This is a genomic window from Neorhizobium sp. NCHU2750 (assembly GCF_003597675.1).
Taxonomy (GTDB): Bacteria; Pseudomonadota; Alphaproteobacteria; order Rhizobiales; family Rhizobiaceae; genus Neorhizobium.
In genome coordinates this window covers 325,650-337,740 of record NZ_CP030829.1, presented here as the reverse complement: position 1 = coordinate 337,740, position 12,091 = coordinate 325,650, and the positions used below count along the sequence as shown (strand labels likewise).

The following is a 12,091-nucleotide window of genomic DNA, read 5'->3' as shown; positions in this document are numbered from 1 at the left end:
GCCGGACCGGCGGAAAGCAAGAGTGGGCAAAGCTCCGCCTTTGCCGGAATCCGCCATTTGCGGCCGCCAGCCTCAATCGGTGCCTTGTCGATTTGCGATGCCGTTGACCGTACCAGTTAGCGTGCGGTTCGACCTCGTTCCCCTGCTTATTATTGGGTTGATAATACAAACTGTCGACATGACCGCAATAGGCTTTTTCACGATCATGAATTTTCGTTTGGAGATTGCAGGCAGACAAGTCTGTCTACCCTGGCGGATATCGGCCGGTAAGCAATCCATTGCCGCTTGGGTAAGTGGCGCTACCAGACCGAGCTCGGAAGCGCATCGAGCGGGATCTTCAGATAGCGTCGGCCATGGTCATCGGCGGGCGGCAGTTCGCCGCCGCGAATATTGACCTGTAAAGCAAAAAGGATCAGCCGAGGCATGGGCAAGGTCCTGTCCCGCGTCTCCCTCAGATGGATGAACTCTGCACGGGACTTCCCGCTGACATGCGGGTTGAGTGCCTTCTGCTCGGCGACCGTGCTTTGCCAAAGTGCTTCTCGGCCGTCAGGCCGGTAGTCGTGGCCGGTAAAGAGGCGGGTCTCGGCCGGTAGCGCAAGGATTGCCTCGATCGAAGTGCAAAGATCGGACGCGCTGCCTCCGGGAAAATCCGCCCGTGCCGACCCGCTGTCGGGCATGAACAGCGTGTCGTGAATGAAGGCTGCGTCACCGACCACATAGGTGATGGAGGCAAGCGTGTGGCCGGGCGAATGCATCACGCGGGCTTCAAGCTCGCCGATGCGGAACGTCTCGCCATCGGAAAACAGCCGATCCCATTGGGAGCCGTCACAGGCGAAGTCAGGCCAGTCGTAAATTTCCTTCCAGATTTTCTGGACATCCCGCACATGTTCGCCGATCGCTGTCGGCGCACCCGTCTTCGCTTTAAGATAGCGCGCGGCGGAAAAATGGTCCGCATGCGGGTGGGTATCAAGGATCCACTCAATCGTCAGATCGCGTTCGCGAATGTAGTCGAGGATGGCATCCGCATTCACCGTAGATGTCGAGCCTGACTTTTCGTCAAAATCGAGAACCGGGTCGATGATGCCGCATTTGCCCGTGGCAGGGTCGGAAACGACATATTGGATGCTGCCCGTACGGGCGTCGTAAAAACCTTTGACCTCAGGCAGGTTCATGGACAGCGTTTTCCGTTTTGCTGCGGGGTGAAAAGATGGCGCGCGCCGTGTCGGCTTCGTAGTCTGGCTCATATTCTACGGCATCCGCTGCGAGCTGGGCAATGGATGCGATGATAAACTCCACCTTCTCGTCGGTCAGCAGGACGCTGAAATTGAGGCGTGTGAAACCGGGCTTCCGGATCTCGTCTCCGGCCAGGATTGCCTGTCGCATGGCTTCCGACTGTTCTTCATCGATATCGAGAAGGCGATGGACGTAAGGACCGGCACAGGCACAGCCGCCGCGGGCCTGAATGCCGAACCGGTCGCTCAGCATGCGGGTGACGAGCTGCTGGTGGACGTAGCCGCCTTTTCCGTTGCGAATACGGAAAGAGAAGATCGGCAGGCGCTCCACATCACAGAGGCCGAGAAGCTCCAGTCGGGGGACATTCTTCCAGGCCGCGAACGCTCGTTGGGCAAGCGCACGGTTGCGACTTGCCATCTCATCTAGCCCAATCGCATGCTTGACGATAAAGGCGAGCGCAGCGCGGATGTCGCCGACCACATTCGGAGTGCCGGCTTCTTCGCGCGATTCGATGCTGGCGCTGTAATCATGGGTCGAAGGCGAGACGAATTTCACCGTGCCGCCGCCCGGCCAGGACGGCTTGTTCGTGGCGAGGCTGTCCTTGCGGACGATCATGATGCCGGAAGCGCCGGGGCCGCCGATGAACTTGTGTGGGGAAGCGACGATCGCATCGATCTGCGCATCGATGCCGGGAGACATGCTGATGGGCAGATAGGGGCCGGCGCCGGCATAGTCCCATATCATCTTTGCCCCCGCAGCCTTGGCCATCCGGGTGATTTGGGCGACGTCGCTGCCGATGCCGGTGATGTTGGAGGCGGCGGAAAAACTGCAGATGACGAGATCCGCATCGGTCTTCTCAAGGGCAGCAGCAAGGTCGGCAAGATTAGGGCCGCCGCAGCCGGCTTCGGCGATCTCGATGATCTCCGCACCGCTTTCGCGCCAGGGGAGGATGTTGGAATGATGCTCATAGGGGCCGATGATGACGCGCACTCTGCCGCCGCGGGCAATCGTCTCTGCCACGCCGAAAAGCTTGACAAGCCGGTTGATGCCCGACGTGGCGCCCGAACCGGTGAAGACAACGGCATGCCGATCGTCGGCACCGCAATATTCGGCAGTGAGGGCGCGGGCCTCGCGGCGCATGCGCGTCATGTAGCCGCCGCAGAACGAGGCCTCCGTGTGGCTGTTGGCATAATAGGGAAGCACTTCTTCGAGAATAAAGTCCTCGATCTGTCGGAGCGCGCGGCCCGAGGCGACGTAATCTGCATAAACCAATGTCTTGACCCCGTAAGGTCCCGAAAGCGTGGCGCGAGAACCGATCAAGCCCTCCCGCAGCGTGGCAATGACATCGCCCATTTCAAGGTTTGCCCGGAAACGGGAAAGCGGTGTTATGGCCTGTTGATCGAGCGTCCGGGCGGCTTGCAAGGCGGGGTCTCCTGTCGAATGGGGTGTTGACAGAGATTCTAGTTGGATTAGAGGCTGAGTTTCTCACCTTTATTTTGATTTATCAGGAGCGTGATGGATCGTATGATCGATAAAACGGAAAAAATCGATGATTTTGATATAAAGATCCTGACTGCGTTGCAACGCGACGCCGGCCTGTCGCAGCGCGATCTCGCCGAAAAGGTTGGCCTATCCCAGAATGCCTGCTGGCGGCGATTGCAACGGCTTCATGCCATCGGCATGATCCGCGGTTCGCAGAGCCATATCGACCTTTCTGCGCTGGGCCTTGATCTGACGGTTTTCGTGATGATCCGCACACGGTCTCATTCGAAGGAATGGAGCGAGGCATTTCGCGATCATGTCGAACGGTTGCCGGAAGTCATCGATTTCTATCGGATCGGCGGCGAATGGGACTATCTGATCAAGGTCGTCACCCGTGGCATGTCGGGCTATGACGCCTTCTACCGCAAGCTGATCACCAATTTCGATCTGGCAACCGTAACCGGCTATTTCTCCATGGAAACGATGATCGACAATCGCCCTCTGGATCTCGGCAGACTTAGATAGGGCCGAAGTATTTAAAAGAGGCGCGGCAGAGACGATCTAACGGCTATCTGCCCATCGTCAGCGGCGGCCGTGCCTGTGCGATTTGTGATGGGCGATGGGCGATGGAAGCGATTGGCAAACGCCTCAAGATCGTTCATCAGGAGGATCGATCGGGCCATATGATCGGATATCCGGAAAGCTTGGCCATTGATGCATTGAGGACCATCGAGAATGACGAAGCCAACTCCCGAAGAAGCCATCCATCTACGGGACCTCTTTGAAGATATTGTCGGGGCCGCATGGTTCAACCGCAACGCCATGACGGAAAGAGAGTTGCTTATTCTCATCCTCGAAAGGCATCGCGATAGCGGCGGTGACATCGAAAAGCTGAAGGATGGATGTGTCGCCACTGCGCGTGAGCGGTTTTCGCGGCTTCGATAGGCGGGAATTCTCGCCACTCATCAACCGAACGGCGGCACTGCTTCGCGCCTCGCTCTCCTCCCTTTTGCGATTTGCGAATTATTCAATTTAGACAAATTCTAAAACATCGACATTGACCCATAAGGCCCTCTCTCGGAAATAGATGACTTAATTAGTCAGGTATTTGCGGGGGCAAAATGCGATACAATGGAACCGCCGTTCGACATCAGAGAGCGATCGGATATTTCTCGGCGACTGCTTTGGGACTGCTTGTCAGCCTTGGGGCGACCTCCGTCGGGGCACAGGATGCAAGCGTTACGACAACCGACGAAACGGAGCTGAAGCCGATCGTCCTGACGGCCGACCAGCAGTTGAAGCAGGCGCCCGGGGTCTCTACCATCACCGCGGATGACATTGCCAAGACGCCACCCGCAAACGACATTTCCGATATTATCCGGCGCATGCCGGGTGCCAATCTCACCGGCACGACGGCATCGGGCCAGCGTGGCAACCAGCGGCAGATCGAGCTGCGTGGCATGGGGCCTGAAAACACGCTGATTCTGATCGATGGCAAGCCGGTATTGTCACGTAACTCCGTACGCATGGGGCGTGCGGGCGAGCGCGATTCGCGCGGCGACACGAACTGGGTTCCAGCCGATGCGATCGAGCGCATCGAGGTGATACGCGGCCCGGCGGCGGCCAGATACGGTTCCGGGGCTGCGGGCGGCGTGGTCAACATCATCACCAAGCGACCGGAAAAGCTGTCGGGGTCGGTGACGACCTATCTCAGTGTCCCACAGCATTCCGCCGAAGGCGGCACGCGACGCGGCAGCTTTATCGTCGGCGGCCCGATCACAGACACGATGTCCTTCCGTCTCACGGGCGGCATTGCCCGCACCGATCCGGATGATTCCGACATCAATGCTGAAGCGAATGTCGACCCGACCAGTGTTGCTGCTGCTGGCCACGAAGGGGTCGTCAACAAGGATATCCGCGGGCTTCTAACTTTCGAGCCGACCGGTGATCATGCTATTGATCTGGAGGCAGCCTTCAGCCGTCAGGGCAACATCTTTGCCGGCGATCGTCAGCTGTCGCAGACCAACGATGTGCTGGACTCGATGATTGGCAAGGAAACCAACATCATGAAGCGTGGTACCCTGTCGCTGACGCATCGGGGAACCTACGACTTCGGCGACTCGATGAGCTACATCCAGTGGGAGCGGACCCTCAACAAGCGCCTTCTCGAAGGGCTTGCCGGCAGCCCAGAAGGCTCGATCAACTCGACGGAATTCGGCACGATCCGGCTCGACAACCTGACGGCCAAGAGCGAATGGGACCTGCCGCTCGACGTCATAGTACCGCAAACCATGACGCTGGGCGCCGAATTCCGCGGAGAATGGATGGACGACGCGGTCTCGAACCGGCAGGTGCTGAACGGCGGCGCAGTCATTCCCGGAACCGAAGCCGATCCGGCAAGCCGCGATCCCAAGACCGACGCGTGGATGATCGGTCTCTATGCCGAAGACAATATCGAGGTCACCGATCGGCTGATGCTGACGCCGGGTGTTCGTTTCGATCACCACAGCGAGTTTGGTCCCAACTGGAGCCCGAGCCTCAACGCGTCATATGACTTGACAGAGACCGTCTCGGTAAAAGCCGGCATTGCGCGCGCCTTCAAGGCGCCGAACCTCTATCAGCTGAACCCGAACTACGTGTATTACACCAGAGGCAACGGCTGCCCGATCGATTATCCGAACATGGGAGGCGGCTGCTACGTCGTCGGCAATCCGGATCTGAAGCCGGAAGTCTCGATCAACAAGGAAATCGGCGTCAATTATCACGACGACCTAGGCTGGAATGCCGGCCTGACTTATTTCCACAACGATTACAAGGATCGGATTGCTTCCGGCCTGGTGCCTGAAGGATCGTCAACCGTAACGGGTGGAACCGCCCAGTATTTCCAATGGTACAACGTTCCCGAGGCGGTCGTTTCCGGCCTGGAGGCCAACCTCACCGTTCCGATCAACGATGTTCTGACCTGGACGACCAACGCGACCTATATGATTGAATCGAAAGACAAGCGGAACGGCCAGCCGCTGTCACTGGTACCCGAATATACGGTCAATACATGGCTCGAATGGCAGGCCAAGGAAGATCTATCCTTCATCCTGTCGGCAACCCGCTATGGGAAGACTGAGAGCCCGACCGTGACCGCGACGACCGGCGGGACGGTTGAAAACCCCGAAACGCGAGCGGCTTATACGCTGGTGAACGTGGCGGTGAATTACGAGCTCAACGAGCATTTCCATCTCGGTGCCGGCGTCAATAACGTCTTCGACAAGCGACTGTTCCGCGAGGGCAGCGGCAACGCGGCCGGCGCCAACACCTATAATGAACCCGGCCGAACATTCTATGTGTCGCTGACGGCCAAGTTCTGAAGCATCACCATCGTATTACTTGAGGCCGCCCTTCCGGGCGGTTTCTTCGTTTCAGGCAAAGCCTGCTCTAGCTAGATGCCACATCGATGGGTAGTGTGGGTGTTCGCTACTGCAGCAGCTTCAGCGCCCGATCCGATGAGGCGGCAAAGCCCTCGAGATCCGCATGGAAGACGATCTCGTCCCTGGCGTCGGCGCTTGCGGTGATCAGGTGCACCTTACTGCCAGTCCGCATCCCGTTCAGAAAGGCATTCTGTATGACCGCGACGGCGTGGCAACCGTACTCGCTGCATCCCTGGAGCGGAAGAGGCGCACTGGGCTTCCCATCATCGACCGCCAGCCTGACACCTCGAGCAAGGTCCACCGTGAACGGCAATGTGATGATCGCCTGAGACCGGCCGCCATCTATCGGGGTGATTTCGATCGATGCATCGCCATGGCCGGCATTCTCCCGCGCCAAAGGCTGGGCCATCACGCAGAGTTTGCGCATGTTGTTGACACCACAGGTCAAACGCCAGCCACCATGCATTTCGCTCAGCGCATTGCTTCCGTCGAAGGCGCCAAGCCCCTTCGGCCGATCGCCCTTCTGTTGCGCATCGGCGAGATCGGGCAGTGCGCCGAGCAGCAGGATGGAGAGCGCGATGACGAACGGCCTGATACGGTTGCCGGATGCATTCCGGGTTGCCGTTCGAGACATGCGGGTGGGGTTCCGCCTTGCCCAGAGATCGGCTGCTCTGGCCAGGCAATCCTCGAAACGGGCCTCGACGCGCCCGCTCAGGGCAAGCAGCGCTGTCGCCGCGGTATGAAGGATGACCGCCTCGGCCTTGCGATCGCGGGCGGCTCCCGACCATACGGCTCGCCAGTATTCGCGTTGGCTCAGCATGCCTGTCGTATCGGCTCGGCCCGTACGGCACGCGGGTACCACTGTGTCCACGGCTTCTCCGCCGGCAAGGCGGAAGATCTTCACCGGCTTGTCCGGGGTCAACTCGGCGATGTCGCGGGTTGAGCCGATCACCGCGATGTTTTCGATGTCGAGTTCCTTCGCTGCGTCACGGTAGAGGTCGCGCCGAGACGCTTGCGCAGCACCGACGATCGATGCCGGAGCCGAGAGCGGATTGATAAGGTTGACCGCGGCATTGACCGGATTGCGCATTTCAAACAGCGGGTAAAGCCCAAGCAGGCTCTGCGCCTGCGGCGCGATTGCTCCAATCGGCATATAGGCGACATTGCCGTCCTGGAAGGCAGCCTCGACCTCATCGATGGAAAGGCATGTCGGGATGTCGGCATCTCGTGCAGCGGCCTCCAGCTTGCCACTGTCTGCGCCGCCACCGAAATGTCCGTGCATCAGCACCTTGTAACCGGCCATGCCGACCAGCCTTGCCGAGTGGATGAACCATGGCAATGTCTGCACGCGCGGCGAGACATAGGCCGGCCAGTCTAGATCAGGACGAATCGTGTGCCTTGAAGCGCCGCGCATCGAGTTTCGGATGGCGTCGGCAAAACCAGCCAGCTCTCCCGCTGTTGGGCCACGATAATGCATGGCTGTGAGGAGCGCACCGACCTGGATCGGATCGGCCTGAGATTCGATGATGATGGTCAGGGCATCGCGTGCCTCGCTGACAGTCAGTGGCCTGCTTCGACCGGGACCGGGAGCCGTTGTCGCGATATAGCGGGCAAGCCTTCGGTGCGGGTCTGCATTGTCGCCTATGGCGGCAAGCCGCCTTGCTGTGCCGTTGGGCGTCGGTGCCGCATCCAACTGATCGGCGCGTGAGACCGCGAGCGGCAGCGGCATGGCGCGAGCCTTGCCATGCCAGTCGTCGTGGCCCGATGATACAGGCGTGATCTTGCCGTCTTGCGCAGAAGAGAGCAGCGCCTCGGTCTCGACGCTGAAGGCGCGCACCCTGAGGCGAAGGGTTTCAGCAAACGGTGTCGGCCTCATGCCGCGGCCGGTGCGCACAAGGATCGGGTCACCATAGTGGTCCCGCAACTCCCCGAGCATACGGCTGACCGCAGATACCTGAAGGCCGAGGCTCGCTGCGGCGGCGCTGACGCTTCCTTCGCGCAACAAGGCATCGAGGGCGAGCAGCAATTTTATCTGCGCCATGCTGGATGTGGTCCCGATATCCCTCTGCTCCCGGGTAACGTCACCCTTCATGCCCATTGCCCGCCCTTCGCATTCGAGGTCCATTTTGCTCAAAAAGCAAAATGGAATTGTTCTAAAATAACCTCGTTGACCGCTAAGACCTGTCTACATAACTGTACTATAACGCTCAACTTAAATAAGCAGATCACGACATTTGTGAATGTCGCAATCTGACAAAGGATCCAATATGCCTGTGTTTTCTCGCCGGGTCGCTGTCACGACCTTTCTGGCCGGTGTTGCGTCGCTCATGGTTCTTGCAGGACCGGCCGATGCCGCAGATATCACCTTCAGGCATGCCAGCGGCGAAACGACGTTCAGCAAGCAGCCGGTCAAGGTACTCACCTTCGACATTGCGACCCTCGATACGCTGACCGCGCTTGGTGTGGATGTCGCTGGCGTGCCCAAGGGACACAAGCCTGACTACCTGTCCAAATACGATGGCGGAAATGTACTGACGATCGGTACGGTGTTCGAGCCCGACTACGAGGCTGTCGCCGCTGCCCACCCGGACCTGATCGTCGTCGCCGGCCGCTCGCGCGCCAAATATGCAGACCTTGCCAAGATCGCACCAACGATTGACATGACCGTCAACTCCGAGAAATTCCTTTCCGAGGCGGAAGAGAATGTCCGCAAGCTCGGCACGCTGTTCGGCAAACAGGACCAGGCTGAAGCGTTAATCGCCAAGCTCAACGCTTCGACGGCAGAGCTGAAGCAGAAGTCGGCCCATGCGGGCAAGTCCATGCTGATCCTCACCACGGGCGGCAAGATGAGCAGCTTCGGGCCCGGTTCACGGTTCGGCATGCTGTTCTCCGACTATGGTTTCCAGCCGGCAGAATCCACGGGTGCCAAAGGTATGCACGGCAATCCCGCATCCTACGAATACATCCTGAAGGAAAATCCCGATTGGCTGTTCGTCATCGACCGCGATGCCGCGATCGGCCGTGAAGGTGCAGCAAAGAAAATGCTCGACAACGAACTCGTAGCCCAGACGACCGCAGCGAAGGCAGGCCATATCGTCTATCTCGATCCGACATCCTGGTATGTCGTCGGCGGCGGCATCACCGCGATGCAGAAGACCGTCGACCAGTTGACTGCCGCCGTCGATAAGAAGTGATCTGCAGCGTCAATATCCTGCTTATCGATAGGACCGCGCGAAAGCGCGGTTCTTGCTGTTGATAGAGTCATCGTCTCGTGAAGTATCTGATCTCCGCATCGCTGCTGATCATCTGTCTGGCCGCCGTCAGCCTGTTCGTCGGGGTCAGTGACGTATCGCTGGCGCGTATTATCGACGGTACGGCGGATCAGCGGCAGATCATGGTCCTTGCGGTAAGCCGCATCCCGCGGACGATCGCTCTATTGCTCGCCGGCTCCGGCATGGCCATTGCCGGCACGATCCTGCAAATGCTGGCACGCAACCGGTTTGTTGAGCCATCGACGACCGGAACGGTGGAATCGGCCGGGCTCGGCATGCTGGTCGTGCTTCTGGTGGCGCCAGACCTGCCGGTCATGGCCAAGATGCTGGTAGCCGCGGTCTTCGCGCTGGCAGGCACTGGCCTGTTTCTTGCGGTTTTGCGCGCCATGCCTCTGCGCTCGATCCTGATGGTGCCTCTGGTCGGCATCATGCTGGGGGGGATGATCAGTGCCGTCACGACATTTTTCGCCTATCGTTTCGATCTCCTGCAATCGATGGGCGCCTGGGCCAATGGTGACTTTTCAGCCGTCCTGCGTGGCCGTTACGAAACACTGTGGGTAGCATTCGCCTTGACGATCGCAGCCTATATCGCCGCCGACCGCTTCACTGTCGCCGGCATGGGTGAGGAATTCTCCACCAATCTGGGGCTCAACTATCAGCGTATCATGGCGATCGGGCTGGTCATCGTCTCGATGGTGACGGCCAGCGTTGTCGTCACGGCGGGCGTCGTGCCCTTTCTCGGGCTGATCGTACCCAATCTGGTGAGCATGGCGATGGGCGACAATCTGCGGCGCAGCCTGCCGTGGATCGGCCTGTGCGGTGCCGGCCTTATCCTTGTCTGTGACATTATCGGGCGTACGATAAACGCGCCTTTCGAGATTCCGGTCGGTACGGTTCTCGGCGTTATCGGCAGCCTGTTCTTCCTCTACCTTCTACTGAGGAGGCCGAGCCGTGTCGCCTGAAGACGTACGCCGGCGATCTCTGATTGTCCTGGCTCTGCTCACCGCCCTTGCATTGGCTTGCATGGTATCTTTCATGACGATTGGTGCGAAGGGAAGCTGGTCCTTCGTCTTCAGCTTTCGCGGCACCCGGCTTGCCTCCATGCTGATCGTTGCCTATGCGATCGCGGTGTCGACGGTGCTTTTCCAGACCATTACGGGTAACCGCATCCTGACCCCGGCGCTGATGGGTTTCGATGCGCTTTATATCCTGCTGCAGACGGCTATCGTGTTTCTGTTCGGCGCTTCGACATTGACGGGGCTCGATCCGAGGCTGATGTTCGTGGTGGAGGTCGGCCTGATGGTCGCCTTTTCGCTTGCCCTCTACCGTTTCCTGTTCAGTTCGGGACGACACAACGTGCATCTCGTCGTCCTGATAGGAATTGTGCTGGGTGGCCTGTTCCGCAGTCTTTCCGGTTTCCTGCAGCGGATCATCAATCCGGATGACTTCGTCGTGTTGCAGGACCGGCTCTTCGCCAGTTTCAATGTCACGGATTTAACGCTGGTCGGCGTGTGTGTAATCCTGATCGCCCTTGTCACGTTCGCCATCTGGCGGATGTTTCACACATTCGACGTGGTGATGCTCGGACGGGACACGGCCATATCGCTCGGTCTTGACCACAAGGCGGTCACGATGAAGATCCTCGTCGCCATCTCGGTTCTGGTCTCGATCTCGACTGCCCTCGTCGGTCCGGTGACCTTTTTCGGACTGCTGGTTGCAAACCTTGCCTATGTCCTCATGCCGGCAGCCAAGCATCGCTTCACGCTGCCCGCCGCGGTGCTGGTGGCGATCATCTGCCTCGTCGGCGGCCAAACCGTTCTGGAGCGTGTCTTTGCTTTCGATACGGCGCTTTCGATCATCATCGAATTTGCCGGTGGCTTGTTCTTCATTCTTTTCCTGCTCAAGGGGCGCGTGCGATGATCGATGTTACCGGTGTCAGCAAATCCTATGGCCAGGCGATCGTCGTCAATAATGTCAGCCTCTCCCTGCCGAAGGGGGGCCTCACATCCATCATCGGGCCAAACGGCGCCGGCAAATCGACGCTGATGTCGATGATCGCAAGGCTCGTGCCGATCGATCAGGGTACGATCATGATCGACGGGCTAGATGTCACACATACGCCCGGTGATCTACTGGCAACGCGCCTGTCTATCCTCCGGCAGGACAATCATCTTGCAGCGCGGCTGAGCGTTCTCGATCTCGTATCCTTTGGCCGCTACCCCTATACCAAAGGGCGTCTTACCCTTGAAGACCGAGGTCATATCGAGCGGTCGCTCGACTATCTCGGGCTCGATGATCTTAAGCACCGGTTTCTTGATGAACTCTCCGGAGGCCAGCGCCAGCGTGCTTTCGTTGCCATGGTACTGTCTCAGGACACCGACTACATGCTGTTCGACGAGCCGCTCAACAATCTCGACATTCGTCATTCGGTGGCGATGATGAAACTCCTGCGCAGCGCTGCCAGGGACCTGGGCAAAACCGTGGTGGTGGTCCTGCACGACATCAACTTCGCCTCCTGCTATTCCGACCATATCGTGGTGATGCGGGATGGCAGGCTGTTCAGGCAGGGGAGCCCGGAGGAAATCATCCGGGAAGACGTGTTGGCCGAGACATATGAGACGGCTTTCAAGGTACGCGAAATGGACGGCAACCGGATCGCCACATTTTACTGATCGGGAACGG

Annotated in this window: 10 protein-coding genes; 7 read left to right on the top strand and 3 right to left on the bottom strand. The window is 59.0% G+C overall.

The window, feature by feature from the left end; translation table 11 throughout:
• Positions 1 to 299: 299 nt before the first annotated feature.
• Positions 300 to 1,172 carry an MBL fold metallo-hydrolase gene (locus NCHU2750_RS25675; protein ID WP_119944622.1) on the bottom strand — a complete coding sequence of 291 codons (873 nt, stop codon included), beginning with the start codon at positions 1,170 to 1,172 and terminating at the stop codon, positions 300 to 302.
• A complete protein-coding gene (locus NCHU2750_RS25670) occupies positions 1,159 to 2,655 on the bottom strand; it encodes an aminotransferase class V-fold PLP-dependent enzyme (protein ID WP_502703876.1) in 1,497 nt (498 codons plus the stop codon). The genes NCHU2750_RS25675 and NCHU2750_RS25670 overlap by 14 nt, the downstream gene beginning before the upstream one ends.
• Positions 2,656 to 2,757: 102 nt before the next feature.
• Here NCHU2750_RS25670 and NCHU2750_RS25665 point away from each other — a divergent pair, with 102 nt between their 5' ends.
• The 3 genes from NCHU2750_RS25665 to NCHU2750_RS25655 all read left to right on the top strand — a co-directional run bounded on the left by NCHU2750_RS25665 (position 2,758) and on the right by NCHU2750_RS25655 (position 6,077).
• Positions 2,758 to 3,240 carry an Lrp/AsnC family transcriptional regulator gene (locus tag NCHU2750_RS25665; RefSeq protein ID WP_119944737.1) on the top strand — a complete coding sequence of 161 codons (483 nt, stop codon included), beginning with the start codon at positions 2,758 to 2,760 and terminating at the stop codon, positions 3,238 to 3,240.
• 210 nt (positions 3,241 to 3,450) lie between these two features.
• Entirely contained in the window at positions 3,451 to 3,660 is a 210-nt protein-coding gene (locus NCHU2750_RS25660; protein WP_119944620.1) for a hypothetical protein, read from the top strand.
• Between the two features lie 176 nt (positions 3,661 to 3,836).
• Positions 3,837 to 6,077: a TonB-dependent siderophore receptor gene (locus NCHU2750_RS25655; RefSeq protein ID WP_119944619.1), complete on the top strand. Its 2,241-nt coding sequence runs from the start codon at positions 3,837 to 3,839 to the stop codon at positions 6,075 to 6,077.
• Between the two features lie 106 nt (positions 6,078 to 6,183).
• On the opposite strand, the gene NCHU2750_RS25650 is transcribed toward NCHU2750_RS25655, so the two are convergent.
• On the bottom strand, positions 6,184 to 8,229 hold the full coding sequence (locus NCHU2750_RS25650) for a glycosyl transferase family protein (RefSeq protein WP_162939795.1): 2,046 nt from the start codon (positions 8,227 to 8,229) through the stop codon (positions 6,184 to 6,186).
• A 175-nt stretch (positions 8,230 to 8,404) separates the two neighbouring features.
• Here NCHU2750_RS25650 and NCHU2750_RS25645 point away from each other — a divergent pair, with 175 nt between their 5' ends.
• From NCHU2750_RS25645 to NCHU2750_RS25630, 4 genes are all read left to right on the top strand, one after another.
• Positions 8,405 to 9,331 carry a siderophore ABC transporter substrate-binding protein gene (locus NCHU2750_RS25645; RefSeq protein WP_245480494.1) on the top strand — a complete coding sequence of 309 codons (927 nt, stop codon included), beginning with the start codon at positions 8,405 to 8,407 and terminating at the stop codon, positions 9,329 to 9,331.
• A 77-nt stretch (positions 9,332 to 9,408) separates the two neighbouring features.
• The gene (locus NCHU2750_RS25640; RefSeq protein ID WP_119944616.1) at positions 9,409 to 10,371 is read left to right on the top strand and encodes an ABC transporter permease; all 963 of its coding nucleotides are present in this window, start codon (positions 9,409 to 9,411) and stop codon (positions 10,369 to 10,371) included.
• 61 nt (positions 10,372 to 10,432) lie between these two features.
• Positions 10,433 to 11,329 carry an iron chelate uptake ABC transporter family permease subunit gene (locus NCHU2750_RS25635; RefSeq protein ID WP_119944736.1) on the top strand — a complete coding sequence of 299 codons (897 nt, stop codon included), beginning with the start codon at positions 10,433 to 10,435 and terminating at the stop codon, positions 11,327 to 11,329.
• Positions 11,326 to 12,081, top strand: a complete 756-nt coding sequence (locus tag NCHU2750_RS25630) for an iron ABC transporter ATP-binding protein (protein ID WP_119944615.1) — start codon at positions 11,326 to 11,328, stop codon at positions 12,079 to 12,081. Before NCHU2750_RS25635 ends, NCHU2750_RS25630 begins: the two co-directional genes overlap by 4 nt.
• Positions 12,082 to 12,091 lie beyond the last annotated feature (10 nt).

Excerpts from the sequence above, each read along its gene's own strand:
- NCHU2750_RS25675 (WP_119944622.1), bottom strand. The coding sequence starts at position 1,172 with ATGAACCTGCCTGAGGTCAAAGGTTTTTACGACGCCCGTACGGGCAGC.
- NCHU2750_RS25665 (WP_119944737.1), top strand. The coding sequence starts at position 2,758 with ATGATCGATAAAACGGAAAAAATCGATGATTTTGATATAAAGATCCTG.
- NCHU2750_RS25660 (WP_119944620.1), top strand. The coding sequence starts at position 3,451 with ATGACGAAGCCAACTCCCGAAGAAGCCATCCATCTACGGGACCTCTTT.
- NCHU2750_RS25655 (WP_119944619.1), top strand. The coding sequence starts at position 3,837 with ATGCGATACAATGGAACCGCCGTTCGACATCAGAGAGCGATCGGATAT.
- NCHU2750_RS25650 (WP_162939795.1), bottom strand. The coding sequence starts at position 8,229 with ATGAAGGGTGACGTTACCCGGGAGCAGAGGGATATCGGGACCACATCC.
- NCHU2750_RS25645 (WP_245480494.1), top strand. The coding sequence starts at position 8,405 with ATGCCTGTGTTTTCTCGCCGGGTCGCTGTCACGACCTTTCTGGCCGGT.
- NCHU2750_RS25635 (WP_119944736.1), top strand. The coding sequence starts at position 10,433 with ATGGTATCTTTCATGACGATTGGTGCGAAGGGAAGCTGGTCCTTCGTC.
- NCHU2750_RS25630 (WP_119944615.1), top strand. The coding sequence starts at position 11,326 with ATGATCGATGTTACCGGTGTCAGCAAATCCTATGGCCAGGCGATCGTC.